Annotated in this window: 35 protein-coding genes and 1 pseudogene; 5 read left to right on the top strand and 31 right to left on the bottom strand. The window is 47.0% G+C overall.

Features of this window, described 5'->3' with window-relative positions:
- Positions 1–163 precede the first annotated feature (163 nt).
- Complete coding sequence (locus tag Q0688_RS14245) at positions 164–478, top strand: hypothetical protein (RefSeq protein ID WP_299077966.1); 315 nt, start codon at positions 164–166, stop codon at positions 476–478.
- Positions 479–572: 94 nt separating this feature from the next.
- Here the strand turns inward: Q0688_RS14245 and Q0688_RS14240 are convergent, their stop codons facing one another.
- On the bottom strand, positions 573–962 hold the full coding sequence (locus Q0688_RS14240; RefSeq protein ID WP_299077963.1) for a hypothetical protein: 390 nt from the start codon (positions 960–962) through the stop codon (positions 573–575).
- 62 nt (positions 963–1,024) lie between these two features.
- Here Q0688_RS14240 and Q0688_RS14235 point away from each other — a divergent pair, with 62 nt between their 5' ends.
- The 3 genes and pseudogenes from Q0688_RS14235 (at position 1,025) to Q0688_RS14230 (ending at position 3,128) form a co-directional block, all read left to right on the top strand.
- Positions 1,025–1,999, top strand: a complete 975-nt coding sequence (locus Q0688_RS14235; RefSeq protein WP_299077960.1) for an integron integrase — start codon at positions 1,025–1,027, stop codon at positions 1,997–1,999.
- Between the two features lie 2 nt (positions 2,000–2,001).
- A pseudogene (locus Q0688_RS27655) lies at positions 2,002–2,154 on the top strand (helix-turn-helix domain-containing protein); the annotation flags it as partial.
- A gap of 14 nt (positions 2,155–2,168) precedes the next feature.
- Positions 2,169–3,128, top strand: coding sequence for a site-specific integrase (locus Q0688_RS14230; protein ID WP_299077957.1), 960 nt, complete (start codon positions 2,169–2,171; stop codon positions 3,126–3,128).
- 247 nt (positions 3,129–3,375) lie between these two features.
- On the opposite strand, the gene Q0688_RS14225 is transcribed toward Q0688_RS14230, so the two are convergent.
- From Q0688_RS14225 to Q0688_RS14095, 27 genes are all read right to left on the bottom strand, one after another.
- On the bottom strand, positions 3,376–3,537 hold the full coding sequence (locus tag Q0688_RS14225; protein ID WP_299077954.1) for a hypothetical protein: 162 nt from the start codon (positions 3,535–3,537) through the stop codon (positions 3,376–3,378).
- A 16-nt stretch (positions 3,538–3,553) separates the two neighbouring features.
- Positions 3,554–4,342, bottom strand: coding sequence for a hypothetical protein (locus tag Q0688_RS14220; protein WP_299077952.1), 789 nt, complete (start codon positions 4,340–4,342; stop codon positions 3,554–3,556).
- A gap of 26 nt (positions 4,343–4,368) precedes the next feature.
- Positions 4,369–4,695 carry a hypothetical protein gene (locus Q0688_RS14215; protein WP_299077949.1) on the bottom strand — a complete coding sequence of 109 codons (327 nt, stop codon included), beginning with the start codon at positions 4,693–4,695 and terminating at the stop codon, positions 4,369–4,371.
- Positions 4,695–5,456: a hypothetical protein gene (locus Q0688_RS14210; protein ID WP_299077946.1), complete on the bottom strand. Its 762-nt coding sequence runs from the start codon at positions 5,454–5,456 to the stop codon at positions 4,695–4,697. Before Q0688_RS14210 ends, Q0688_RS14215 begins: the two co-directional genes overlap by 1 nt.
- A gap of 3 nt (positions 5,457–5,459) precedes the next feature.
- A complete protein-coding gene (locus tag Q0688_RS14205) occupies positions 5,460–6,578 on the bottom strand; it encodes a tape measure protein (RefSeq protein ID WP_299077943.1) in 1,119 nt (372 codons plus the stop codon).
- Positions 6,568–6,702 (bottom strand): hypothetical protein, encoded by a 135-nt coding sequence (locus Q0688_RS14200; protein ID WP_299077940.1) that lies wholly within the window; start codon positions 6,700–6,702, stop codon positions 6,568–6,570. The genes Q0688_RS14205 and Q0688_RS14200 overlap by 11 nt, the downstream gene beginning before the upstream one ends.
- A 20-nt stretch (positions 6,703–6,722) precedes the next feature.
- Positions 6,723–7,082 carry a hypothetical protein gene (locus Q0688_RS14195; RefSeq protein ID WP_299077937.1) on the bottom strand — a complete coding sequence of 120 codons (360 nt, stop codon included), beginning with the start codon at positions 7,080–7,082 and terminating at the stop codon, positions 6,723–6,725.
- Complete coding sequence (locus Q0688_RS14190) at positions 7,083–7,475, bottom strand: hypothetical protein (protein ID WP_299077935.1); 393 nt, start codon at positions 7,473–7,475, stop codon at positions 7,083–7,085. It lies immediately after the preceding gene.
- Positions 7,462–7,614 (bottom strand): hypothetical protein, encoded by a 153-nt coding sequence (locus Q0688_RS14185; RefSeq protein ID WP_299077932.1) that lies wholly within the window; start codon positions 7,612–7,614, stop codon positions 7,462–7,464. The genes Q0688_RS14190 and Q0688_RS14185 overlap by 14 nt, the downstream gene beginning before the upstream one ends.
- Before the next feature lie 2 nt (positions 7,615–7,616).
- A complete protein-coding gene (locus Q0688_RS14180) occupies positions 7,617–8,054 on the bottom strand; it encodes a hypothetical protein (protein ID WP_299077929.1) in 438 nt (145 codons plus the stop codon).
- Positions 8,051–8,335 (bottom strand): hypothetical protein, encoded by a 285-nt coding sequence (locus Q0688_RS14175; RefSeq protein ID WP_299077926.1) that lies wholly within the window; start codon positions 8,333–8,335, stop codon positions 8,051–8,053. Before Q0688_RS14175 ends, Q0688_RS14180 begins: the two co-directional genes overlap by 4 nt.
- Before the next feature lie 5 nt (positions 8,336–8,340).
- On the bottom strand, positions 8,341–8,565 hold the full coding sequence (locus Q0688_RS14170; RefSeq protein WP_299077923.1) for a hypothetical protein: 225 nt from the start codon (positions 8,563–8,565) through the stop codon (positions 8,341–8,343).
- 64 nt (positions 8,566–8,629) lie between these two features.
- Complete coding sequence (locus tag Q0688_RS14165; RefSeq protein WP_299077921.1) at positions 8,630–10,450, bottom strand: phage major capsid protein; 1,821 nt, start codon at positions 10,448–10,450, stop codon at positions 8,630–8,632.
- A complete protein-coding gene (locus Q0688_RS14160) occupies positions 10,425–11,945 on the bottom strand; it encodes a phage portal protein (RefSeq protein ID WP_299077919.1) in 1,521 nt (506 codons plus the stop codon). Before Q0688_RS14160 ends, Q0688_RS14165 begins: the two co-directional genes overlap by 26 nt.
- A complete protein-coding gene (locus tag Q0688_RS14155; RefSeq protein WP_299077917.1) occupies positions 11,942–12,535 on the bottom strand; it encodes a hypothetical protein in 594 nt (197 codons plus the stop codon). Before Q0688_RS14155 ends, Q0688_RS14160 begins: the two co-directional genes overlap by 4 nt.
- Before the next feature lie 51 nt (positions 12,536–12,586).
- Positions 12,587–12,907, bottom strand: coding sequence for a hypothetical protein (locus tag Q0688_RS14150; RefSeq protein ID WP_299077914.1), 321 nt, complete (start codon positions 12,905–12,907; stop codon positions 12,587–12,589).
- Positions 12,907–14,229: a hypothetical protein gene (locus Q0688_RS14145; protein ID WP_299077911.1), complete on the bottom strand. Its 1,323-nt coding sequence runs from the start codon at positions 14,227–14,229 to the stop codon at positions 12,907–12,909. The genes Q0688_RS14150 and Q0688_RS14145 overlap by 1 nt, the downstream gene beginning before the upstream one ends.
- Positions 14,229–15,767, bottom strand: a complete 1,539-nt coding sequence (locus Q0688_RS14140; protein ID WP_299077909.1) for a hypothetical protein — start codon at positions 15,765–15,767, stop codon at positions 14,229–14,231. Before Q0688_RS14140 ends, Q0688_RS14145 begins: the two co-directional genes overlap by 1 nt.
- A 2-nt stretch (positions 15,768–15,769) precedes the next feature.
- Complete coding sequence (locus tag Q0688_RS14135) at positions 15,770–17,017, bottom strand: fibronectin type III domain-containing protein (RefSeq protein WP_299077906.1); 1,248 nt, start codon at positions 17,015–17,017, stop codon at positions 15,770–15,772.
- 30 nt (positions 17,018–17,047) lie between these two features.
- A complete protein-coding gene (locus Q0688_RS14130; RefSeq protein WP_299077903.1) occupies positions 17,048–17,416 on the bottom strand; it encodes a hypothetical protein in 369 nt (122 codons plus the stop codon).
- A gap of 2 nt (positions 17,417–17,418) precedes the next feature.
- Complete coding sequence (locus Q0688_RS14125) at positions 17,419–17,748, bottom strand: hypothetical protein (RefSeq protein WP_299077900.1); 330 nt, start codon at positions 17,746–17,748, stop codon at positions 17,419–17,421.
- A 15-nt stretch (positions 17,749–17,763) separates the two neighbouring features.
- Positions 17,764–18,255, bottom strand: coding sequence for a hypothetical protein (locus Q0688_RS14120; protein WP_299077898.1), 492 nt, complete (start codon positions 18,253–18,255; stop codon positions 17,764–17,766).
- Complete coding sequence (locus Q0688_RS14115; RefSeq protein WP_299077895.1) at positions 18,242–18,565, bottom strand: hypothetical protein; 324 nt, start codon at positions 18,563–18,565, stop codon at positions 18,242–18,244. Before Q0688_RS14115 ends, Q0688_RS14120 begins: the two co-directional genes overlap by 14 nt.
- Positions 18,566–18,567: 2 nt before the next feature.
- The gene (locus Q0688_RS14110) at positions 18,568–19,035 is read right to left on the bottom strand and encodes a holin family protein (RefSeq protein ID WP_299077893.1); all 468 of its coding nucleotides are present in this window, start codon (positions 19,033–19,035) and stop codon (positions 18,568–18,570) included.
- Positions 19,032–19,451, bottom strand: a complete 420-nt coding sequence (locus Q0688_RS14105; RefSeq protein ID WP_299077891.1) for a M23 family metallopeptidase — start codon at positions 19,449–19,451, stop codon at positions 19,032–19,034. Before Q0688_RS14105 ends, Q0688_RS14110 begins: the two co-directional genes overlap by 4 nt.
- 112 nt (positions 19,452–19,563) lie before the next feature.
- Positions 19,564–20,331: a Rha family transcriptional regulator gene (locus Q0688_RS14100; RefSeq protein ID WP_299077888.1), complete on the bottom strand. Its 768-nt coding sequence runs from the start codon at positions 20,329–20,331 to the stop codon at positions 19,564–19,566.
- The gene (locus Q0688_RS14095; protein WP_299077885.1) at positions 20,328–20,483 is read right to left on the bottom strand and encodes a hypothetical protein; all 156 of its coding nucleotides are present in this window, start codon (positions 20,481–20,483) and stop codon (positions 20,328–20,330) included. The genes Q0688_RS14100 and Q0688_RS14095 overlap by 4 nt, the downstream gene beginning before the upstream one ends.
- A gap of 281 nt (positions 20,484–20,764) precedes the next feature.
- On the opposite strand from Q0688_RS14095, the gene Q0688_RS14090 reads away from it, so the two are divergent.
- Entirely contained in the window at positions 20,765–20,989 is a 225-nt protein-coding gene (locus Q0688_RS14090; protein WP_299077882.1) for a hypothetical protein, read from the top strand.
- Between the two features lie 4 nt (positions 20,990–20,993).
- Here the strand turns inward: Q0688_RS14090 and Q0688_RS14085 are convergent, their stop codons facing one another.
- The 3 genes from Q0688_RS14085 to Q0688_RS14075 are packed head-to-tail and all read right to left on the bottom strand — an operon-like array spanning position 20,994 to position 23,756.
- Positions 20,994–21,284, bottom strand: a complete 291-nt coding sequence (locus Q0688_RS14085; protein WP_299077879.1) for a Mor transcription activator family protein — start codon at positions 21,282–21,284, stop codon at positions 20,994–20,996.
- Positions 21,274–23,232 (bottom strand): phage terminase large subunit family protein, encoded by a 1,959-nt coding sequence (locus tag Q0688_RS14080; protein ID WP_299077876.1) that lies wholly within the window; start codon positions 23,230–23,232, stop codon positions 21,274–21,276. The genes Q0688_RS14085 and Q0688_RS14080 overlap by 11 nt, the downstream gene beginning before the upstream one ends.
- Positions 23,226–23,756 (bottom strand): hypothetical protein, encoded by a 531-nt coding sequence (locus Q0688_RS14075; RefSeq protein WP_299077873.1) that lies wholly within the window; start codon positions 23,754–23,756, stop codon positions 23,226–23,228. Before Q0688_RS14075 ends, Q0688_RS14080 begins: the two co-directional genes overlap by 7 nt.
- Between the last annotated feature and the right edge of the window lie 68 nt (positions 23,757–23,824).

The following is a 23,824-nucleotide window of genomic DNA, read 5'->3' as shown; positions in this document are numbered from 1 at the left end:
AGTGTGCAGAGGCAGTAAGACTCTTGGCACAGCTTGCAAAAAGTGCATAAAGTGCGAGTTGACCCTATACACATAACCGCTTTAAACAGCGCGTGAGGAATGAAGCGCAGCGTAATGACGATCCGCTGCTTTAATTTGTTATAAACCGACCGAGGACAGGAAAATGAGAAGAGGGTGTTTAAATCTTTGGGCTGAAAAAGACATGAGACAGCTCAGGGTGCAAATTGAAGAAAACTTGACAACCGTTGACATTTTAGAGAACGGAAAGAGGGTAGACGGTGTTGACCTGGCAGGCTTTAGGGCGCGGAACTTGGGTGACTTTCTCCGCGATTTGACTCCGCCTACGGATATTAAAGATGTTGTTTTTGGCTGCGAAGATTTATTGCAGACAATTCAGCAGGAGGATTGCACAGAGGAAGCATATAGCGCGATTGAGACGGTTATTGAAGATCTGCAAAGGGCGCTACTGGCTGACTAGGTTTATAACGCCTCAAACACCGGCATGGTGAAGTTGGCGGCTTTTTTGGGACAAAAAAGGTGACAGCTTTACCATGTCCGCGTGCTTTGACTTGTTATGCATTTAGTTGCCCCGTACCTACTATAATTTGCTTGCAGATAACATCATATATTTCATCGTGAAACATAATTTGGTAATGCTTACATTCTGATAAATGTGCTTGATTGAACGAAGCTAGCCACTCGGAATCTTTGACCTCAAAGATGGCTGCCTTACTGTCACCTGTTGCTAGAATATTACCGTGCACTTCATCTGAGGACATGCTGTACGCCTCAACACTGTCGAAGGTTAAGTGCTTTAAATTGTCGGGAGTGTATTCATCATCTGGGTTAAAATACTCAAAGCCAACAAGTACTACTCCATTCGATTTCCATCGTACTTTCTGAAGCTCTGGGCCTCTGCCATCGTGATAGAAATCATTCTCCAAAACTGGATCAATAGTCATAACCATCCTGATGCATAACAAGTGACTATCAAGCAAAAGGTAAAATAAGGAAATTAAAAACTATGAATACACTGCAAACACTTGACAAATCAAAAAACGTAATGCGATTCAAGCACATGAGTATTCAAACTGAAAAAGCCTATTTGCACTGGATAAAGTCATACATGCAGTATTTATCAAAATACTCAAACGGCACAAGCGAACAAAAAGCACGCGGATTTTTAACACATCTAGCTGTCAATAAAAACGTCGCAGTATCGACACAGCACCAGGCGCTTTGTGCTCTCGCTTTTTTGTACAAAGAAGTAATCGAAAAAACGCTAGGCAATATCGGTAGTTTTGTTAAAACAGCCAGACAACCAAAACTGCCAGTAGTGCTATCTAAGGCCGAAATGCAACGCGTACTCGCAAACATGAAAAACATATACTGGATGATCGCTTCGCTATGCTATGGATCAGGCCTCCGAATGAGTGAATGTCTATCGCTGCGCATCAAAGACATCGACATAGACAGAAACCAAATTATCGTGCGCCAGGGCAAAGGCAACAAAGATCGAATAACACTTTTACCGCCCAGCCTTATCCCCGACCTGCAAGCGCAAACAAAACGAGTCGAACGCCAACACTTAATCGACATCGAAAACGGTTACGGCTGCGTCTACCTACCACACGCACTCGAACGAAAATACCCTAATGCAAGCAAGCAGACCGCATGGCAATATCTATTTCCATCGGCCAACGTCGGGCCCTGCCCTCGCACTGGTGAAATCAGACGCCACCACACACACCCGTCATGCGTCACCAAAGCACTGAAAGCCTCAAAAGCAAAAGCCAAAATAAACAAACACTATACATCACACACATTCAGGCACAGCTTTGCAACGCACTTACTCGAGGACGGGTACGACATTCGCACAGTCCAAGAACTACTCGGGCACAAAGACATTACAACAACGCAAATCTATCTGCATGTAATGAGCAACGGCACGAATAATATTCGCAGCCCACTCGAAGCGATCACAGGCACCCATCACTAAAAATGAAGCTTTTAACCATAGCAGAAACCGCCAATAGACTATCAGTTTGCTCGCGAACTGTTCATAGCCTAATTGACGATGGAAGATTAGCTGTGGTACAAGTCACCAAATCAAAGCGAGGCCGCAGAATAAATCCGGTGTCACTAACAAAATTCATGGAGGGCCAGACATGTCAATCAGAAAGCGCGGCGACAAATGGCAAATCGATGTCCGTGACCGCGCCCTTGGCATTAGAATTAGACGAACTGCTGGGACTCAGCGAGAAGCTAGAGAAATGGAAGCCCAAGTTCGACAAGAAATCAAAAAACAACAAATCCCTAACGCTGGTATCGAACACGCACTAACTGAATATCTAAAAAGCGAAGCCAAAACCCTAAAAGACTACAAAGGCATTATCTCAAAATCAAAAGCTATCCGTCCATACATAGCCGGGCAAACATTCGAATCAATCGGATTAGTTCAAGCCAAAATTAAAAGAGACATGCTCGCGCAAGGACTAAAACCAGCAACCATCAATAGACGCCTAGCCCTACTTCGACGACTAGCCAACCTAGCTTTTGAATGGGGCTGGATAGACACACAGATAGGCGCAAGGATAAAGCTGCTCTCAGGCGAAACTGAGCGGCATTTCTACCTATCAATCCAACAGATAGAAAACCTAGCTGACTTGTGCCCAATAACCGGCGCACTAATTTTAATTGCCGCCATGACTGGCCTAAGACGAACCGAACTGCTAACGCTAACTGAAGATAAAATAATAGATAAGAAATGGATAGCACTAAACACAGACACAAAAACTGGCCGACCCCGACTAGTGCCGATTCCGTCACCGGTAAGGCAATTATTCGGCAAATATCATTGGCCACTCGATAAATCATACAACCAAACCCTCAGAAACGAATTTGAAGCCGCCAGGAAGGAATTGAACTTAACACACATAAGGTTCCACGATCTAAGACACTCCTACGCATCATTTTTAGTTCAAAACGGGGCAGGATTACAGCATGTCGGGAAAGCAATGGGACACAGCTCAGTGCAAATGACAAATCGATATGCTCACCTACTAGACGAAAATCTTATGGAACTAGCTGAGAAATTTGGGGAACTCAGTGGGGCACAAAAAAAATAAAGCAACTATGTGGATACTTCTAATGCCTTTAAGTTGCTGATATATATATTAAAAATGGTGCCCGGGGCCGGAGTCGAACCGGCACGGTATTTCTACCGAGGGATTTTAAGTTTTTTGGTGCACTTGAATCACTTTAAAACTGTTGATTTATATAGACATAAACATCATAAAAACACCCTATCTGAACCTTTTGGGGCGCAATTGGGGCACAAAAACTCTTGCCGCTGTGATACTGTTTTAAAAATTTTTAATTAAAATCAAAACCAGAGGCGCTGCGAATACTGGTTTGCTCTCCAGAGTTTGGCGAGGTTAGCGAAGTAATAAAATCAAACATATCTGAATTTGAGGCGAGTGTTGCGGTTGTGTCTATAGCAGCAATTGTTTCTAAGTCGGTGCAGCCTTCGAACATTGATCGCAGTAATGAGCTATAGAGTATGTAGATATAAATCTTGATTTGGATGCAATGGAGCCGTTGAGCCGGTCGGAAAGGTCAGTGAAATAGCATCAAAATCTGGCTCAAGCTGAAAATAGAAATCACTGTTATCAATCCTTTCAATGATACTTGATCCGCCTGTATTGTTGTAAAAAGCAAATAAAACAGATCCGCCCCCCGTATTCGTAAACTCAAATAGTAGGTCTGATAAATCCACATTTAGTATCGAGCCAGAGTTATCAGTACAAAATATTCCGGTAGAACTTGATAAATCCGTCGGTGTTGCCGAGATCCAATTGTATCGAGTATATGATCGATTAGAAGTATTGAAGGCGCTAGTACCCAAATAAGTTCCAACCATAACGCCAGCACAGCCTCCATCATCGATTGTGAAAGTAGGTGTAGCGATAACATCAATTAAGCTATTTACAAGCGCCGCCGACGGTATGGTTACTGTAATTGTTTCTGTTGCAGTTATGTCGTAGCTAGCCTCGGCACCCAATGTCACAGTTGCTACTGTTGCACTCGTTCTAACAAGATCAGTCGATGTGAAGTTTGCTTTTACTTCTGCATCCCAACCCGTACCCTCTAATTGAGCTGAGTCAATACCAGCCAATATAGCATTGGTTTGGGCTGTTGTCCCTATTGGGCCAGTACCTGCAGCCAACCACGTATCACCGGTTAATGTGATAATTATTGTTTGGCCACCGGCGACAATATCGGCCTCATTTATTGTTGATAGCACTGTGCCTGTGATAACCGCAGTTATTTGGGTCGCCACTGCTCTTCTAAATAACCCTGTGCGGGTCATGCGGGATAAGTGACGTTAAATGTCATTATTCGACCGGTTGTGTTTTCTACACAACTGAGGGTGTCTACTCGCTTGAGTGTTGTCGTATCGCTATTGCTATCGGTTGCAATAATGTCTGACTCGGTAACTGTGCACGCAAAAGTTTCGTTGCCGATAGCGCCTGCACTAGCGTCATCGCTCATGTCATCGCCGGGACCATCGATTTGGCGGGGCGCTGCCACGGCGACTGTATTACGGTTTATTGCGTCGGCGTGGCTGGTGATTAATTCACCTCGGATTATCTCGCCTTTGTCTAGCCCTTTAACCTCGAATCTATTAGTCATTACAGGGTAAAACCGAGCGGGGTAAAGTCGACAGAGCCGTATATAGTGAAATTTCGGATGCCGGTGGTCAGGTTTAAATTAGCATCGTCTCCTACAGTTACGTTTGCAGTGTTGTGCCCTATTTTTGGCGCAAACAACCAAAGGTCGGGTTTATAGGCGAAAACGTATTTTATATTCCAAACCGCACCTTTTTGAACTGCATTAATTCCAACACATAATATGGATCCAATAGCAAAGCCGTTCCATGCCACACTATTAATTTTTTCGCCGTAGCTAGCAATATCAGCGCCAGGATAAACAGAGCTGGTGTATTCAAAACTGAATGTCAGCCTAAGCTTTTCCACCTCGGCAATAAAAACCGGATAGACATGAGCGAAGCCACCGCCTGACGGAATATAATAATCGGTTTGCAACGGGTTCCCCGCTAGATCTACTTTGACTTGCTCGGTAGATGTTTGCGCTGTAACGGTGGCCGTGGCTGTTGCAGACGTAGTAGCTACCGACGGGTCCTTATAGTAGCTTAACTGCGCCCAATATTGATTGGCACCTGCTGGGTCAACTTTAATGTTGTTTAACGTAATACTTGTATCTGTCGGATAACCATCGCCATAATTCGGCAGTGACCCGTCATTCATTGCGGCTTCTAATGCGGCGTTTAGATCGCCTGTCACACCACTCACCAAGGCCGTGCGTTCGATTCGCTTTCCATTTTTATCAAACGTAATAACAGCACCTTTCTTTAAGTCTATTTTTACAGCCATGCTTTAACCCGCCACCGCCACGTTTGATTGATTTTTTAGAACGCCTGTCATTTCTTTCAATAAATTATTGGTTGTTGCTACTCCATCCGCTGTTTTTTGGCCATATTTCGATTCTAATCCCCGTAGTGTTTTTAGGTAATCGGCATTGCCATTGGAACGATTAAAGTCACCTGGTTGGTATCCAGAAACCGCTGCGCCACTGGTTGAGAAATTACTACCTGAGCCCATTAATCCATCAAGTACACCACCACCTAATGCGATGAGTCGACCCCAACCATCCGTAATAAGACTAATTAAATCGCCGATGTACGAAAGCCCACTTCCGATAGACTTAAAAAATCCGAGCAAAGTATGCAACTGAGTATCACTAAAACTATTGACAAAGGCCGTCATACTAGTCGCCATACCAGTGATCATTTCATTCAACCCAGCCTCACCAATGGATACCGCTAGTTTCTGAAACGCTTGTGATAAATTTGAAAAAGCAGGCTTCAGGTTGTTCATTTGGTCGTTCATAGCGCCACCAAAATTTTCGTTGCCTATTGACTTCAAATACCCTGTTATTTCAGCCGCATTCTTTTTGACTGTGGTGGTCACACCCTGAAAGGTAAACGACACCTGATCGCCTTGTGATTTTGCTTTTATGCCAAATTCTTTTAACCGCTCGAACTCACCTGTGGCGGCATCAGCTACTGCCTCGATCATTTGGTTTAAGTCCTTACCCATTGCCGACGCGGTGTTGCCGTAGGACGTTAGCGCCGCTTCGGATGGATCTAACCCCAGCGCCTTCATTTTTATAAACGCCTCTGTCCATTGGTTTAAATCGAATGGCGTGGTGATTGCGAATTTTTCGATTTTGCTAAAAGCTTTCGATGCAGCATCAGCACTGCCTGTGACGGTTTTTAAACTGGCTTTTAGGGTTTGCATCTCTGTGTTGGTTGACACTATGCCACCCAGCAATGCCCCAAAACCACCAATGCCCGCCAAACCCAATAGCTTTGCGTGAACACCCGTTACCGATTTACCCAGTTCTTTAAAATTCAGCTTTGCATTTTTAAATGCTACTTTTGTCCGGTCTTTTGCGGTGAGCAAAAAGCGAGTCTCTTGCGTGCTAATAGCCATTATCTTCCACCAATTCGCCCCGTATTTTTCGGTACGCCACTAGCCCAGTTGTGTATTCATCAACCGGCAGCTTTAAAACATCGGACACTGGTAGGCCGAACTGAGCGCCGTACTCGTAGGCCATAAATAATCCAGCATCCGCCCTCATTCCTTTTCGGCAGCCGCCTGTTTTTCGTCAGCGCCTTGCCCCAAATTTCCCGCAATGATGAAAGCAATGGCTCGGATAACATCGTAGTCGTAATCCGTGGCTAAACTGGTTAAGCCTACTTTTGCAAAAACCAACTGGCCATCGGCATCACGCGCCCGGTGCTTAACTGTCAGACATATTCGGTCGACCTCGCTCTGCCCTCGGTCAATTTTGCGCTGCTCTACACCGGTCATTGGCTTCCAGTAAAGCTTTACTGGCTTGCCTTCATCGTCTTTCCATTCAGTCACATCACACGATGCCATCACGCCGGTTAGCGCGTCCGACAAATGTCGCGAGCCAATTTCTGCGATATTCATTTATGCAACAGCACCAACAGTTAATGCACCACTACCCTGCAGAGAAAAGCTTTGCGATACCATCTCGCCTTTTGCATTCGCTGATGCCTTGCTAACGATAGAAGCCGTGCCGCTGCGCGTTTCATCGCCCGACGTGTCACCTTCCGGCTGCAATATCAAAGCAACGGAGGCACCAATAGTCATTGCACCTTGACCGGTTGTGTCGGCTTTATCCCACATACATTCAATCGTTGCCGACCAGCTTGTGTCACCCGATACATGTGTCATCTCGACGCTGTTTAATTCGGTATCGTCTATCGGCTCCATAGTCTCTTCGAGCGAAAAACCAACCACCGCGCCAACCGTGTTGGCCCCAATTTTAACTACGCCGTCGCGGCCTCTAACTTTCGCCATTATCGTTGTCCTCTGTTTCAGTAGATTTAACAGCCTCGTCGCTTACGACCCAGCCTTTTGCTTTCATATTTTCAACCTGCGAGATATGCGCTTTGCATTCGCCACCATCGGGGTGCGTCATCAGTACATTGTCAGTCATCTCTATACCTCGGTTGATGTTTCGCTGTGCTCATACACCACGCGCCAGGTCATGGTTTGGCGGGCTGTGGGTTCGTCTTGCTCTGCTTCTAGCTCTGGCTCGGAATCGCCGACGAGACGCACATCGAATACATAGGCAAGGCCCAGTTTTCGATCGGCGGTTAAGGCCGCATAGACCTCAGCCGCAATTTGATTTAATTGGGTCTCGAGTAAACTAATGCCTTTTATTTGACTTATCACCGAGAATTCGAGCGTGCGCAGGATCGCCCCGAACACTTCGTCCTCACCTTCGTTGACCGTGTTGCTGCCTTGCTGAATAGTTAAAGCAGGCAGTGCATCAACCGGCCATGCCCTCGACCGCTGCACGTTTGCGCCCGTGGTCGTTAAACCAGTGAGTAATGGCGCAATAGCTGCCATAATAGTTTCCGCTCGGTTTGTCATGTGCGCTTCTCAAGAAACAAGCGGCTGGTTCGGTCGCCTTGTTCGATAGCACCGACCGCATAATTCTGCTCTTTAACCGTTAACAAAGTGCCAACAGAAACCCCACTGACCTGCGCCGTGATGCATAGCAAAGCGGGACGCCTGCCATTAATGTCAAGACTCTCACTGTATCCCTGATAAAACTGAGCGAGGAACGTACAGCCGTCGGATAGCGTTACTGTGTCCGCAAAGTCTTGGTCGTCCATCATGGACGCTAGATCAGCTGGGGTTTCTATTGCCATTTGAATTATTTAGCTTTTTTTCGCGCTTCTGCGAGTGACTCGTCAGCAGCCTTAGCCTGTTTAACAGCCTCGACCCCATCATCGTCATTTAAAACTGCTTTACCGTTACCAATTAACACCCGCGCCTCACTGGCCGGGACATTACAGGTTTTATATCGATCAACTGGCGACCCGTTAAGCACGCAACCGCGAATAGTGATGATCGACAGCATTTTTTCTTTTGTTTTCATAATTAACTACCAATTAGATTTAAGAAATGCCCAGCAGCCAAAGCCGCCGGGCGTATGTCAGCTATTAAGCATTAATGCTGAAAGAACCCGCATGACGAATGCCGATGTCAACGTCTTGGAAAGCACGCAACACCAAACCACCAGACGCAGCCTTTGTGGCTTGATCTGGCATTAAATCAAGCACGCCCCACAAACCAATGACGACATCATTGAAGTTACCGAAAATAATCCGGTTGGCTGAAAGCTGAGTGCTTACCTCTGCTTTGTAACCATTCGCTTCACCGTTCTCCATCAGCATAATTCCAGAGCCCGCATCCTTCGCAGTGGTTTTAAGGCTGCCACGAACACCCGCAGTGGTAACGTATGCTAAGTTACCTTTCAGCCCGTTGGCTGCTGCAACGTCGGTTTCGAACTCAACCAGCTCGGCATGCGTTGGCGCACCAGGAGATGCGATGGTTGAAGTACCCACACCCGATGTAACAGTAATGCCAGACGGTTGATTTGCAGCACCCGTGCCCTCGAAACCAGCAAGGTCAATACCCAGACCAGCGCCCTCGGCCATGTCCTGCATTAGCATCGCATCGATACTAGGGGACGACTGCTTGAGTAAGCGGCGAGAGATAGGGATAGAACCAGCGATAGTTTTGGGCGATAGCGCGATGCTACCCAAAACACCATCGTTAGTGCCTGAATCCGCATCTTCTGCAATCCAGCCAAATGTCGCACCACCATCAAGGCGAGGAATATCAACATCACCCACCAAACCGGGCAAGTAACGCGCACCCAACCGACCCAGCAATGATTCTGCCCGCAATCGGTCAATAAATGAGCCGTCCAAATGGTCGGTGCCAACAGCAAAACCACCCGCCGCATTTACACCAGCAGTCATAACACGCTGTTGAACTTCGAAAGGCACAAAGAAACCCCGAGCATCACGCCCGAGCTGCTCTGCAATCGCGATAGATGATTCACGCTCAAGCCCAGCGTCTTTCCAGTCACCTAGCATGGCTGCGCGTACTGCGCGGATAACTGAGTAATTGCGAACCTCCTGACCAGTCAAACCAAGAACGGGGCCAGCCGCATCTTCTTGTCGCTGGCTCATTTGGTCGAGCACAGCATTACGCATTGCATCGGCAGATTTACCGGTATCAATAAAAGCTCGGGCTAAATCATCACATGAAAATTTCTCGCCCATTTTACGAATGGTATCAATTCGATCCATTTCATCACGTCGCGCATCTTCACGAACAGATGTAACATCCACAACCGGCTGATTAGCTGGCGCGGCACGTTCGGTTGTTTCCCCAACCGATTGGGTTATTTCTTCTGGCATAATAGTCTCGCTATTGTTTAAGTTTTCAGCGGCTCGCCCCACTCCGACACTGTCGTCGGCGGGAATAGAGACAATGCTGATTTCGTATGGCTCCCAATCAGTCACCCTAATCACAGGCTTATGCTCGGTGCCTTCATCCGTTTCGACGCGCTCATGGGCTAAATAGCCCACACTCACTTTAGGACGGATACCGTCGATCACGTCTTGAAAAATCTCGTCAGCTCGCACACTTTTTCCAAAGCGAACAACCGCCCGCGCCACGCGGTCAGCCCCAACAGAGACAGAAACCACAACCCCGACGTGATCATCAGAGTCATGGCCCACTAGTAACGGCGCGCTATTTTGCAGGCGACCAAGCCTGATCGATTGCGCACCGTGGTCTAATATTTCGATCCCAAAATCGCGTTCAACCGCTTCGGTCTCCGACGAAAAAGCCAGCTCGACTGTGCGAGCCTCGGCATTTATCGTTTCGCGTTTCAGGTCGAACGAGCGATAAAAACGCCGCTCGTCATCTTTTTTCCGTCGTTCAATCTTGGCTGGTTTCTTGCTCACTAGGTGCCTCCATAATGCCTTGATGTGGGTTAATATTGACGCCCGCTTTTTTGGCTATCATTTCTTCATAAGCCAGCGTCTCGATTGTTTCGTTAAAGTCCCTACCTTCTTCCGCTAGCACTGCAGTTCTAGTGCCTCGACCCCCTGCGATTTTTTCAGAATGTGCTTTAGAATCCTTTAACGGATCAACCCAAGCCCATCCCCGAGCCTGCCAGTGGACATCCATATATTTATCGTCAATTTTTTTAAGTGGGAGCCGTAATTTTTGCTTGAATATCGCTGCACTCAACCAGCGTTCATAAACCCGTGAATGCAAATGCTCTATCATCCAGCCTTGTGTTTGCTTCCAGTGGTCGCGCTCTTCAATAGTGCCTGCACGAATGCTTGAGAAATTGACATTTTCAAGGTCATTCGCAATGCTGTTATAAGCGACATTCAAACCAGATGCCGCACCACGCAACACAGCTTTCATAAAGTCAGAAAATGCCGACGTTGGGTGTTGCGGATCGAACGGCACAAAACCCTCGCCGGGGTTTAATTGCTGCAACATGCCCGGCTCAACTTCTTCAACTAGGTCGGAATCCTGCCCCTCTTCGACACCAGGCGTCATGTCGTCAACATCAACCTCGCCGCCATTTTCGGTGGTGTAAAATCCCATTTTACTGGCACCCAGCCTTGCTGCCACTAGCTCAGCTTCTTCGTAACCACCAATCATATTCAAACGCCGGATAGCCGTGTGCATCCAAGGCAATCCGCGCGCCTGATCGGGGAAGTCAGAAACAAATAAATGGACTATATCGTCCGCCTTTACTCGCTTGTAATTTTTGGTCGGATAGTGCGTTTTGAACAACGCAGCCGACTGGTCACGCAAGTGATAAGCAACTATCAACCCGTCGCGATCCTCTTCGACCCCCATTAAAATTCGGTTGCCATTGGGCAAAATAACATTATGGTTTTCGTCGAGATAATCAGCCGATAATAACCGGATAACAAAGCCAAAAGGGTGAGATGGCTTATCGATTAATTGAACTAAAATTTCGCCGCAGCGTGGCACGCTAATGGCGCTAATGTTCTGCACGTCTTTCCATGAATGCCGTCCGGTTGTCGTGCAGTTTTTAGGTTTGCACCACTCTTTCCAACCAGCCTCAATGGCAGCGTTGTCTCGTTCATCAAGCACCCCATTATTTTTCGCGCGGGCCTGCAAGACAATACCGTTAACACCGACAATATTAGACTTGCACATATGCCCAAATTTTTTGGCGTAATCGTTGTCCATAAAAAGCTGGCGAGACTTTGCACGAATAGACCGCAAGCCATGGCGTAATTCTTCATTCACCGATAAATAGCTACCCGCAAAGTTATACGTCAAGTCGTCAGTTTTGGCCGCAGCAAAGCCGCGAGTCGCTGATGATTTAGGCAGTAAACCTTTGCGTTTTTTAGGCGCATGGTTCCACGGGTTTCCATTCACCGTTCTGTATTGATTTCTCGTGCTCATTTAAAACGCACCTTTATCGACCGGCTGTTACGCCCGCCATTCAGCGTCACCCACCGCCTGTTTGCAGTCACCAATTCACGCCTCCAATAAGTTCGATGCAATATTAATTGCGCAGTATCGCGTGAGGCTGACGACTCCGACCCTAGTGAATAAGATGTTGTGTCTAATTGAGTGTTGGTGGCGCGATGCAGCATTGCCCGTTCAATTTCAGCCAGCATCTTTTTAGGCAGAGTGCGCGGGTCGTTATTGTCGGTGGCTTTATCTGCCAGCACGACTGTCACACCGTCGTCAACCTGCACCCGCTGACTATCTAATAAGCGAGTGATGTAGGCCGACCACTGCCATACGCCCGTGGCCCACTCTAAACTTGCCGCGCTTAATAATTCGATAGAGAATTCAGTGCCTGAGCTAGTCGCTGTCAGGGATTTTTTGTGGCCTGTTATTTCCGCCCGAAATTCGTAACTTAAGGAATACAGCGTAGGAGAATAATTTAAACCAAGGTCGGTTCTGCGCCAGATAGTATAATCACCCGCCACCATTTGGGTCGGTTCGGTTGTGGGTGATGTGGTGGCGTCAAAAACATTCGTCATGCGCGCATAATGACGACGGATTGTCTCACCTGCTGCCAAAAGTGAGATTATTTAAACGACTTCAAATTCCTTCGGGTCGATGCTGTGGAATTTTTGAATGGGCGAGAAAGTGGCGATACCCAAATAGGACCAGGTCTTTTTTTGCAGTTCACCACCCGATGTTTCTCGGTCGCCGTCAGTCGTTGCATAATGTGCTATACCATCGGTGCCGTCGGTTAATAGGCTGGCCGTTCTTACCACTTTTGTGCCATCAGGCTTTGTTAGCTCTATCTCGACAGCGGTTGCTGCTGATATATCGACTATCGCCCCCTCTTCTTTAAAGGTTACTTGTAGATCCGTTCCGATATCACGGCTGGATATTTTGTCGGACATTAGCTTAACCTCGCGGTTTGAGTGATGGTGCGATTAATGGTTTGCGTGCTCGCAATTAGTCGGGTGATAGCGATATCGCCCCCGATGATTTGAACGGCCTCACCTGGCTCAATCACTGACGGACTGCTAACAGTTGATAACGACTGGATATCGTCGGCACTTATGACATGATTCTGCCAAAAAGCAGGAATAGTTGTGGCGGAGGCACTTTCAGTTTGCACACCAAGTAAAATATGTGATTGATTTAAGTTAATAGTGCTAGCTTGCGCCCCGGACTCAATAGCATTAGCCGCTAAAACATGGTGCTGAGTAATTACCGGCGCGCCTACTTCTGCACCGCTTTGAATATCAGACCCTATCAGCGAATCACCCGCGATACTCACGAGCGCTGGGGTTGAGCCTTCAGCCGCACTTTCAGCGCCAGTGCTCTGCATCACGTGCCGCTGCCCGATTGAAACCGCTAAGCTTTCGCTCGCGCTGGTCGCATTATCGCCACTAAGACTATGATTTTGATTAAAACTAGGTACAGAGGCCTGCACAGCAGACTCGGCACTAACTGCCTGATTAACATGCGCTTGCACCAACGACGGAACCGTAATATCCACCGCGCTTTGGGCGGCAATGGCAGTCAGGATTGTGGTTTGATTAATTGCGGGCGAGGATGATTCCGACGCCGATTCGACAGACGTTGGCGATAGTGCATCAACAACAGAGTCAAAATCTAGTTGCTCAATGGTTAAGCTAACTGTGTTGTCCGATGCATCGTATAAAAAGTAATTAACGGTCTCGGTGACGGTAGGATTAACGGACGTTGAAAATGTGCCGTCGGTATATAGTGTGATCAGACCATCAGACGCCATGCGCGGGTGATAGCCTGATGGAGAAGTAAGCGACAAAATACAGCTATCAGGAACTGCGATGATATTAAAACGGGCATCATTTGCGAAGGGACTTTTAACGTTCAGCGATGCATAAGGCACACCAAAGTTATACTCAGTCATGCCACTGGGCGGCTCTAGCGTGACGCTATAGCCGGCAGAATCTACGCCATTGTTGACGACGATATCGCCGCTGGTGCCGAACTCGGCAAGGAATTCCAGTGGGCAAACACAAGTGAGTGATGTGCCGTTTACAATAGTGACCGATGTACACGCCACAGCATTGCTGGAAACCGATGTAACGCCGGTAGTATCATTCAGCGTTAAAGTCAATGTCTCATTAGCGGTCGCAATGTCTGCGCCACGGCTTGAGCTAACTGCGCTTATTATCGCTTGAGTTACACTTGCTATCGAATTCCAGTTGGCTAGATTATTCCAACCCATTACGCGATGCTCACTGTACCTTGCAAAGCTATCGGGTTATTACTTACCCTATCTTTTGCTATACCCTCAATGGCTTGTCCATGCGTTACTGTCTCGGCATTTAAGTCAACAACTAAACCGCCTGAGCCATTTGTAGGTGATCCATTAAGAGGTAATAATACCGATGGCGAATTCTCCAACGCATCATCAAATAATACACCATCAACAGTACCCGAAATTAAATCAGTGGCAAAAGTCACCGTTGCCGATTGCAATGTAAAATCTACAAACTGTCTCGATCCAGAGTCGTAATTGCCATCGCTATCTACATGCACTATAACGGCTGTTTTGGCTCTGGCACCACTTAAACCTGTAACGGCTGCGAATGTAAAATTACCCTCTGCTGTGATCGTTAAATCAGTTGCTACAGCTACTTGAGACGCGTAATTACCTGCGATTATTTCTGCATCGCTTGGCCCTGCTTCGTCACCATCGGCTACTATTAAGCAATGGACTACGCCGTCAGGATCGAGCGCGGTTGTGCCTCCGATGACTACGCTATTATTGGTGATTGAAGTTGCTGTTGGTAAAGACACATCAGGCGGGGTAGAATCACCCGCTGCTTGATATTCATGCGCGCCAACATCCCAGCTTGATCGTGTATTACCTGCCGCATCATAATCAAACGCAAATATTGCATCTGCCGATAAATCGGTTGCGGCTCCAATTGCATCAGTATCACCGACAACCAATCTGTAATCTTGATTTACTGCATCTTCAAAAGTTAGTGACGCATTAAGTATAGCGCTAGTGCCTGGTGCGTTAGCATCACCCGACAAGTTTGTTGTACTGCCAGTATGCGCTCCGCCGCCCGAATAATCTTTTGAAGTATTGTTATATCCAAGACAATTTTTGATTATCGCTTGTGAGGATATATTTAAAAAACCGTCTGATGCAGAGTCGTGGGCATTACAATTATAAAGCACATCACCGCCATCAGTACTGCCCGCAGTGGTGAACGCATCATTCAGCGGATTAATGAATGTACAATTAACCCAAATTCTCTGCGAGACTGCTGTCGGATCGGCATTACTTACAGCAAAAGAACTAGTGCCTCCTGTCCCTGTTATCCTAAAAATACTATTTTCAAATCTTACGGATTCAGACGCTGCTAAATTAGTCTGCAATGCAAAACGTGTGTTATTTGTGCCGGTGTTTTCACATTGTATATTTTTAATAATTACATCAGTGTTTACACTAAGCTCACCGCTATTTGTAGACGAAATAATATATTCATCAGCATTCCAACCGAAACCAGAGTAATCGCCTATGACGGTTAAAGAAAAGCCATTTATATTATAGCCATCAAAATCGGGCGTAGATGTATCGTCTACAGTGCCCTCACAAAGTATGACTATATCGTCTGTAAATGTGGCGGGTAAGTCAGAAATTGCCGCTTGTAAGTTAACCCATGCGCTATCAGCGCTACCATCTACTTCGTTTGTTGTACCATCGCCGGACGATGAATTGTCAGTGTTTACATATACAGTTTGAGTCACAGCTAACCCCCCAAATAATTGTTAGCTGGCCCAATCCATCGGTCACCGTCGGGGCTTATTTGCGATGGGTTAATACTCCATTCCATGTCTGAGTAATCAATATATTCAGGGCCGCTATTAGATACACTAGATTGATTGCTGTGGAAATCTCCGCGCTTAATACCTAGCATTCCGTTGAAATCGGCAGTTGACGAATCAATTATTTTAACGCCGTCGATCCATGCTTGTGCGATACCATCTGTGCCATCTGTGTCCATTTTTACGTGCATTTCAAACAGGTGGAAAAGTCCGTCTGATGTTGCTCCGAAGACATCTTGCCAGCTTATAGTTGGACTAGCGGGAACTTCTGTAAAAGCCCCGCTACCCGATAAAATCATAAAGGTTCCGCTGGCATGTTCGAATAATATTGACACCCCACCTGGCCCGTTCTCCCAAAAATAGATGGTTTTATCATAGTTCGGATTACCCGAAGACCATGCAAAACCAGGCTGATAGCGCATGTACCACCTAACCCAAAGTTCTGGTTCTGCTGCTTCTAAATTTATTTTTGCTTTCGGGGTTACAGCATTAGTACCGTCATCATTCCAGAATCGAGCACCGTAAGGGCTTAATGTATTTGGATTAGCTGCTGCTGTTACAACTGACTGATAATAACCCGCTGTGTTGAGCGGATTGCCCGAGTCATAATCCGACCAAACTATTCCATTCGGCGCTAAACTATTACAATCAACTGCCGGTGTAGCTGCATTCATTGCACATTCTGCACCGTAATCAAAGTCATCCGACCAAGTGCCATTTGCGTTTAATACTGTGTCTGATAAATCAGTCGTTAGTCCTGTTGATATATTTGAGTCGGTAGAATCACCCGAGCCGTTGATATTATCGACGTAATAATAATATCGAGTCGCAGACGTAAGCCCTGTGTTGTCGTAAGTTGTCGCGTTTGCTGCTGTCGTAGTTATTAAACTCCACGATCCTGTCCCTGTTAAGCTTCGATAGACCCGCGTTCCGGTTTCGTCGGTTGCTGGATTTACCCATGTCAACCGCAGTGAACTTGTAGACAAGTAGCTAACTACCAAACCACTAGGTGCGGCTGGAACGCCACCGGCAGGCACATGCTCAAGCACACCGCCTGCACCAACTTGCATGGTGATGTCGTGGGCGTTGATTCTGGCAACGCTAGTCCAAGACGCACCAACACCGACAACCAAAGCTATTAGTAGGACTAACCTTGCTATATTTCTAGCCATACATTTAACCCTGGTTAACTAAGATCAGCATTAAGCAGCGTCACGAATCGTGATCGAGATGGCACCCAGCGTGAATGTATTGCCACTCGTAACCGCCTGAGCTGATGCCAAACTACCCGCCGCATGCAGCACACTAGACGCATCAGTTAACGCCCAAAACCCTGCAGTTTGACTAGCGGTAACATTACCGTCAGTGATCGCAGGCGTTTGCACCCGACGACCATCGGTAGCACCATTCGATAAGGCCGTCATTGTTAGCCCCGTTTTATTGCCACAGGAATTCGTGCTCGTGGCCTCGGTGTAGGTGGTTGGCTCGGCTGTGTTGCAGATATCAACCCGACGCGCGGTAGCACTGGCAAGGCTCGACAGGTTGTCTAATACAGAATCGTTAATAAACATAGTTAAATCCCCTTTGCTATTTTTCGGGCAGCTTCGAGGGCAGTATCTTTGTCCTCGCTTTCGTCAATTTTTGTAAAAACCCCGTCGACGTTTTGGTATATCTTCCAAACTTTTGGTGCCTGTTTTGAGCGCCAATCAACACAAGTCATTTTTTCGCCTTTCACAATCGTCCGACCTAGCGCATCAGGACTGCCCTCTTTATAATGAGGCGCAGTCACTTCGTCACTCAACGTCTGTTCAGTACACGGCAGTTCGATCAACTGTGGCCCCAGTTCGACTCGGACTTTTTCATCAAAACTACATAGATTTTCGTTCAACCAGTTTTCTTTCATTTGGATTTACCTTTTTTAATTAAGCTCAATTTCAAACAATGGCCCTTTTATTTCCTGAACCTTGTCTTCGGAGAATTGCAACCGGCCTGATATAGTCGAATGCAAAAAACAACTGGCCGATTCTTTTGGAGCGCTGCCACCATATACCCACATAATTTTCATTCGGTCACGGGGTGACACCTGGTGGCGCTTGGAGTGATAGCTTGAGAAATAACGAAACCCTAAGCCATCATAAAGATCGCAAAATAAAACATCGTTCCATTCGAGCATTATTGGGCGGCGAATTACCGCGTCCGATTCAAACAGCAATGACTCTTCTATCTCATACGGCGGGGCAACTGGATTAATACTGTAATAGTCAAACCAGTGCGAATAGTTAAAAAGCTGTGCTCGCGCAACATCAATCGATAAAGCCACAACACCCATCAAAGGCACTAACAAACACATCGCGACAAAAGATTTAACCCAGGCAACAGGATCTTTTAAAACAAGTCTATGAGCTACCATTCGACTTTCCCCGTACCAGCGCTGTTAGCACCACATCGGCTATTTTATTTAAACCCGCAATACCTAAAAAAGCGCCCGTGCCAGCCGACAGCATTAAATGAATCGGATTGTCAGATATCAACTGCGAGGCCAACCCGAACAACAACCCGCTGAGCAATGCGATTGGAAACAAAATTAAAAAATCAATGGCGGTAAAAAGATCGCCTTTTTTTCGAGCCAGTCGCAATTGGTTCGTCGCATGCACCGCAGCACCAAACATTGCGATTGCAAGCGCTATCAGGTACTTAATGTTTTCAGGATTCCTTAACATTTTTATTGCGGCCCATTAATCGAATGCGTAGCAGTGCCATTCTTTTTGTCAAAACTACGCATAGCACCAATGCCCAGCATACCCAGCACAATCGTGTATAGCTCTGCGCCATCTAAAACTGGGGGGGGTTTAACACCGGCTGGAATGTCTATAAAGACAGCAAACAACTGCCAAAACCATAACAACATAGGGTAAAAAACAAACTGATACCCCAACGCAAAACCACCAACCCAACCAATAAACGGACGCCAACCAGCCACAAAGATTGATTTATGCTCTGCCTCTTTCGCGTTAATGTTCATTTGCCCTGTCATAATCTGCACATGAGCAGACAACTGCGCCAAATCACCCGTTTGCTTTAACGCCTCAAGCTTGCGAATTTCCTCCGCACGCTTAATAGGGTCAGGCCAAATGCGTTCGATAGCGGTTTTACCAACGTCGAACAACGCGCTTATTGGGTCAAAACTCATAAACCGAATTCATCCGGGTTTAAATAGATACCACGCTCGTCAATAATTTCGTAATGAACATGGTTCACCATTGGGTTTTTTTTAGACGATTTATAACGACCAGAAATATTCTGAACTGAGGCGATGATGTCGCCCTCGTGCACCAGCTCGCCAACCTCGACCATCGGATTGGTGTAGAAAAACCGGTGGCGATTTAAAGCACCGTCAGTAATTTCGAGGTAACGGAACTCAAGCGCATCCGCATACGGGTAGCCATGCTTTGTGACGCGCCCCTTAACCGGCGATAAAACCTGACTACCCGCCGCAGCGGCATAATCAACACCACGGTGTGTCGGGTGCGACCCATTACGCGGCGCACCAAATGCACCATTACCGTATGCGTCAACACCCCGCAGTGGCGTAATTACTTGCAACATAGTGCAGGCCAAGTGGTGATTGATAGACGCATGATTGTTGCCCCTTAACAGTTATAAAAACGATAAGGGGCAAAATACAGCGGGATTGTCTCACCCGCTGCCAAAAGTGAGATTAATTAACCCGACGATAAAAATACCGCTGGCCATTACCTACCCGCACTTTGTGCGGAACAAAACCCAATTGTTTAAGCACAACGCCAATGGATGTACGCTCTGCACGCCCGACAGTCCCGGACGTTTGGTGCAGCCCTTGCTCGATAACATCATCCATTGTGAAAGGCTCGATTTGTTCGGATACCCATTTACTCAGGGCGATGCGCAGTTGATCGCGGGGCGACCCGAGGGCAGTTGTCGGCACTTCGAGCAAATCAGCAGCACCCAATTCATCAACCAGGTTAATACCCGTGGCGCGATGCGTGGCACCGTTGGCGGCATTCAATGCTCGATGCCGATCCATGCCCATGCTTTTTGCAGCGCGTAACAAACCACCAAAGGTTCGGCTGGCTGATATAACGTGGTCGGCTCGGTGTTGTGGTGATGCAGGTACGCACACCGATGTATTGCTTAACTGCTTTTCCATCCAGTTGAACGCCTCGATGTATTTTTCTTTAATTTCAGCCGCTTTTTTGCCGGTGAAGCCCATCACTAGGAATATGAAACCGTCTTTTGTCATTTCTACTGATTTTCTTTCCTCGTTTTTAGCGTCGAAGTAGGTAACGGGCGCAAAATTGCGCCGGTTAAACTCACTACTGCATTCGACATTACCTATTTTTTTAAGAACATCTTTATGCTGCTTACCAAAAACTTCAGCCACTTTTAGGCTAGTGGTGGTGAGCTCATCGCTCACTAACTCTTGCGGCGTGAGTGTTAATACATTCATTTTCTAACTCCTTTTTTAAATTCTCGAATTAACGTGCTTTGAACCACACGCGCAAATAACACTTGAGCACAGCGTGGGTGGCCTTGTTTGGCGAGTAGGTTTTTTATTTCGGTACTGGTTTGGCAGACAAACGGATAAACAGATTGAGACATGGTTTTGATCCTCGTGTAGTTGAGAACCGCCACAATCAGGTACTAATCTAATAAAGGTGGCGGACTATACAGAGTTAGTACTACCGCTCACGAGGGACGGCGCGCCGAAGCGCCTCCATACAGCCCACCATAAACAAGTGGCCACAAAAAAGACGCTACGATTGAGCGCCTGGACGCCCGTGTAATTCGGAGTACTAATTCCGGCTAGTGAATTTGCACTAGCGCGGGCAGGATAAACCTTGCTAGTATTGAAAGTCAATAAATTACACAAGGACGAAATTATGGCGGGCATTTTTACAGGCACTTTTGGGTTAGTTTTATTCGTAGTCGCGTTAATCGTTTTCATTATGTGGATATTCTTGCCAATCGCGGTAAGCGGCATCCAGAAAAAAGTTAAACTAATTGCCGATAATAGCGAGGAAGGCTTAAAGACAAACAAAGCAATTTTGCTCGAGCTAAAAAAACTGAATAACACGCTCGATGCCGCCGACCCCCGCAACCAATAAATAATCATCTCTTACCCACAATCCGATATAAAGTGGATCGACTAATACCATACCGTTCCATTAATTCTTTTGCGTTCCTGCCGTTAAATAACATTCTAATTTGGCGGGCGACCAAGTCTTTTCTGGGCTGTTTTTTAATACTGACTCGTTCACCCTGATAGTTATTGCGAATAGTTTTTGTCACTGCTGACGCCAGCGCCTCGGCATTCGATGCTGACATGCCTTGCAAGCCAGAAAAATGCTTGATCATATCGCCCACATCTTCAATAAAGTCTTGGTCGTCGTTAGCCGCCATTCATACCTCCATGCACAAAACTATTTCGCCCTGCACGCCGACGCTTTTTAATTGATTTTTTCTTAATAGGCGGTGGTGGCTCTGGAGTAGACGCTTCGGTTTCCGCGCTATCAGCAGCAAACAAGTCGGGAGTAGCAGGCTGCACCCGCTCTTCCAGAGCGCGCCACTGAGCTGGACGCCAGCGATGTAGGCCAAGGTAATAAGCCGCTGCCACAGCGCCCACAGTACAGTCGAGCACTTCATTCCGACGGCCTGCAGGCAATATCCATTCGAGTTTTGGGTGGCCTTTCACATATCGGGTTGATAATTTTTCTGCGGTTAACTGCTTGTAGAAAGCATCAGGCAGGTATTTGCTAAAATGGACGTATCCAGCCAACGCTGGTTTGTCGTTAGTCAACCGGTTATAAATTAAGCTTTTGGCTGTGTCAGATCCTACCATCCATAAATCTGCACCATTTTTTACCGTCTTTCCGTGCACTGTGACATCAACCTTGCTGGGCTTACCAATGATTGGACGGCCTGCCACTGAGTAGCCCTTGGTCGCTAATATCCTCCGTGATTTACGGTGCCGACAATAATCGTAAATATCCTGTGTGTTGTGGCCACCACTATCAATGCCTGTGGCTTGTATTGTTAACTCGCAGCCAGCCGCATGCGGAAATGAAGCCGCCAAATATTCATCCAATTGCTGGCGGGTCTCAACCAGCGATGGTGACCCCCAGATCACATGGTAATCAATCGCCCATAAATGCTGGTTTACACCATGACCCCATGTTGTTATCTCGAATCTATCGGGCTGTGTATCGACACCAGCGGTCAATATCAATACGCCTTTGGGGCACTCCCGAACCGGATAGTCTTCTGCTCTGTATTGCAGTTCGTTGAGATCAATCTTGTCTCCAAGCTCTTCAAAAGGCATCCCCTCGGTAGTGTTGGTGAAGGTTTTAAGCAAGCTTGCATCGTTTTTCGCCTCTAAAAATTTATGGACTATCTCCGCCCAGGACTGCCACCCCAGCGGGCTGTATAAACTGCTGATTTGATAGCTGTGATGTTTTGCGTTTGGCGCGCCCATCACAACCCATTCACCCGCCGCTAACATCGCTGTTTTGTGATATTCATCGATCAAACAACCGTTATGAATACAAACTAGCTGGACCGTCTCAGGTAAGTGCCCGCCCGCTTCATCCTTCTGCCAGTGTAGGTTTTTCATCAATAAAGTTTGGCGCTCGCCACAATGAGGGCACGGCACTTGAAATTCTCGCTGGTCACCAGCTTGATAACTTTTCTCAATACGCGAGATGCCTTTAGTAGTCGGCGTGGATATTTCGATGATCTTACGACGCGAGAATGTTTTGGTGCGGTTGATCGCCAGCTCTACCGGGTCACCTTCACCATCGACATCATGCGGATAGGCGTCAACTTCATCGAGCATTAAATATTTAACAGGCATCGAGCGCAAACCAGCCGCACTATTTGCACCAGCGACAACAACAATACCACCTTGAAATTCTTTCGATAAAACAGTGTTTCCACTGTCGCGAGCACGACTCTCTTTAACTGATTGACGCAGGATATCCATGTCCTCAATCATCGCTGCTAACCGTTGACGCGACCAACGCTTACCCAAATCGACCGTAGGCTGTACGACCATCGCGGGACCAGGGGCATGCGAAATAATATAACCAATCCAATTATTACCGCACTCGGTGCCGCCAATTTGCGCACCCTTCATCATCGTTACTCTCTCGACATCTGAATCAGCACTTAAGTCATTCATAATCGCCTGCAAATAAGGCGTCCGTTCAGTCCGCCACTTACCCGCCTCAGCCGCATTACGCTGACTCAATACACGGTGCCTATCCGCCCACTCAGTCACCGTCAATGGTTCATCAGGGCGCAACCCCCAACACCAACCAGGGCGCAAACTAGCAAGTGTCGAAGTTAGCATTTAACATCGACCTCGTTGTTTTCTGTAGCAACAACAACCTCAATCGACTCTAAATGCTCAACCACATTAACCAACGAAGACATAATTTCATTTGCCAGTACTCGATGGCACTTAGATGTATCACTCTCAGCCGCTAAAATTGCCGCTACCCGATCAGGTATTGTTTGCAGCCCGTCCCTTAACTCTCTAGCCATCCGCGAGTCCTGATCCGCTACAGCATCAGCACGAACCAACTCGCCAACCCGTTCGGCCAAATCAAGCTCTGCCATTTCAGCCTTTGCACGCTCTATCCGATCCCGATCCTTTTTTGTTCCACCACTCGTGCTGAGCATCAAACCCAGTTGATCACAATACGCTCGCACCACACCCTTCAAATCGTACAAACCCCGCTCCAACCGAAGGTTCCCGCGCGAATTTTCAAGCTGTTGTATCCGCCGAGGTGTAATGCCAAGGTAATCAGACACGATATCAACACTCGCGACCACACGACCATCATCAGCCAGCAACAAAGTGCCTGCAGTCATAAACCCACTCCGAAACGAAACACCCCAAAAAACCCTATCACTAAATAAAAAGCGGGGTGCGAATTACC

The sequence above is a fragment of the uncultured Paraglaciecola sp. genome, from assembly GCF_937123705.1.
Taxonomy (GTDB): Bacteria; Pseudomonadota; Gammaproteobacteria; order Enterobacterales; family Alteromonadaceae; genus Paraglaciecola.
Note: the sequence above shows the minus strand (reverse complement) of the source record. Positions and strands in the feature narration are given on the sequence as shown.

Bases quoted from the DNA above. Each gene is read 5' to 3' on its own strand.
- Q0688_RS14245 (WP_299077966.1), top strand. From the start codon at position 164: ATGAGAAGAGGGTGTTTAAATCTTTGGGCTGAAAAAGACATGAGACAG.
- Q0688_RS14240 (WP_299077963.1), bottom strand. From the start codon at position 962: ATGACTATTGATCCAGTTTTGGAGAATGATTTCTATCACGATGGCAGA.
- Q0688_RS14235 (WP_299077960.1), top strand. From the start codon at position 1,025: ATGAATACACTGCAAACACTTGACAAATCAAAAAACGTAATGCGATTC.
- Q0688_RS14230 (WP_299077957.1), top strand. From the start codon at position 2,169: ATGTCAATCAGAAAGCGCGGCGACAAATGGCAAATCGATGTCCGTGAC.
- Q0688_RS14225 (WP_299077954.1), bottom strand. From the start codon at position 3,537: ATGTTCGAAGGCTGCACCGACTTAGAAACAATTGCTGCTATAGACACA.
- Q0688_RS14215 (WP_299077949.1), bottom strand. From the start codon at position 4,695: ATGACTAATAGATTCGAGGTTAAAGGGCTAGACAAAGGCGAGATAATC.
- Q0688_RS14210 (WP_299077946.1), bottom strand. From the start codon at position 5,456: ATGGCTGTAAAAATAGACTTAAAGAAAGGTGCTGTTATTACGTTTGAT.
- Q0688_RS14205 (WP_299077943.1), bottom strand. From the start codon at position 6,578: ATGGCTATTAGCACGCAAGAGACTCGCTTTTTGCTCACCGCAAAAGAC.
- Q0688_RS14200 (WP_299077940.1), bottom strand. From the start codon at position 6,702: ATGGCCTACGAGTACGGCGCTCAGTTCGGCCTACCAGTGTCCGATGTT.
- Q0688_RS14195 (WP_299077937.1), bottom strand. From the start codon at position 7,082: ATGAATATCGCAGAAATTGGCTCGCGACATTTGTCGGACGCGCTAACC.
- Q0688_RS14190 (WP_299077935.1), bottom strand. From the start codon at position 7,475: ATGGCGAAAGTTAGAGGCCGCGACGGCGTAGTTAAAATTGGGGCCAAC.
- Q0688_RS14185 (WP_299077932.1), bottom strand. From the start codon at position 7,614: ATGACTGACAATGTACTGATGACGCACCCCGATGGTGGCGAATGCAAA.
- Q0688_RS14180 (WP_299077929.1), bottom strand. From the start codon at position 8,054: ATGACAAACCGAGCGGAAACTATTATGGCAGCTATTGCGCCATTACTC.
- Q0688_RS14175 (WP_299077926.1), bottom strand. From the start codon at position 8,335: ATGGCAATAGAAACCCCAGCTGATCTAGCGTCCATGATGGACGACCAA.
- Q0688_RS14170 (WP_299077923.1), bottom strand. From the start codon at position 8,565: ATGAAAACAAAAGAAAAAATGCTGTCGATCATCACTATTCGCGGTTGC.
- Q0688_RS14160 (WP_299077919.1), bottom strand. From the start codon at position 11,945: ATGAGCACGAGAAATCAATACAGAACGGTGAATGGAAACCCGTGGAAC.
- Q0688_RS14155 (WP_299077917.1), bottom strand. From the start codon at position 12,535: ATGACGAATGTTTTTGACGCCACCACATCACCCACAACCGAACCGACC.
- Q0688_RS14150 (WP_299077914.1), bottom strand. From the start codon at position 12,907: ATGTCCGACAAAATATCCAGCCGTGATATCGGAACGGATCTACAAGTA.
- Q0688_RS14145 (WP_299077911.1), bottom strand. From the start codon at position 14,229: ATGGGTTGGAATAATCTAGCCAACTGGAATTCGATAGCAAGTGTAACT.
- Q0688_RS14135 (WP_299077906.1), bottom strand. From the start codon at position 17,017: ATGGCTAGAAATATAGCAAGGTTAGTCCTACTAATAGCTTTGGTTGTC.
- Q0688_RS14130 (WP_299077903.1), bottom strand. From the start codon at position 17,416: ATGTTTATTAACGATTCTGTATTAGACAACCTGTCGAGCCTTGCCAGT.
- Q0688_RS14125 (WP_299077900.1), bottom strand. From the start codon at position 17,748: ATGAAAGAAAACTGGTTGAACGAAAATCTATGTAGTTTTGATGAAAAA.
- Q0688_RS14120 (WP_299077898.1), bottom strand. From the start codon at position 18,255: ATGGTAGCTCATAGACTTGTTTTAAAAGATCCTGTTGCCTGGGTTAAA.
- Q0688_RS14115 (WP_299077895.1), bottom strand. From the start codon at position 18,565: ATGTTAAGGAATCCTGAAAACATTAAGTACCTGATAGCGCTTGCAATC.
- Q0688_RS14110 (WP_299077893.1), bottom strand. From the start codon at position 19,035: ATGAGTTTTGACCCAATAAGCGCGTTGTTCGACGTTGGTAAAACCGCT.
- Q0688_RS14105 (WP_299077891.1), bottom strand. From the start codon at position 19,451: ATGTTGCAAGTAATTACGCCACTGCGGGGTGTTGACGCATACGGTAAT.
- Q0688_RS14100 (WP_299077888.1), bottom strand. From the start codon at position 20,331: ATGAATGTATTAACACTCACGCCGCAAGAGTTAGTGAGCGATGAGCTC.
- Q0688_RS14095 (WP_299077885.1), bottom strand. From the start codon at position 20,483: ATGTCTCAATCTGTTTATCCGTTTGTCTGCCAAACCAGTACCGAAATA.
- Q0688_RS14090 (WP_299077882.1), top strand. From the start codon at position 20,765: ATGGCGGGCATTTTTACAGGCACTTTTGGGTTAGTTTTATTCGTAGTC.
- Q0688_RS14085 (WP_299077879.1), bottom strand. From the start codon at position 21,284: ATGGCGGCTAACGACGACCAAGACTTTATTGAAGATGTGGGCGATATG.
- Q0688_RS14080 (WP_299077876.1), bottom strand. From the start codon at position 23,232: ATGCTAACTTCGACACTTGCTAGTTTGCGCCCTGGTTGGTGTTGGGGG.
- Q0688_RS14075 (WP_299077873.1), bottom strand. From the start codon at position 23,756: ATGACTGCAGGCACTTTGTTGCTGGCTGATGATGGTCGTGTGGTCGCG.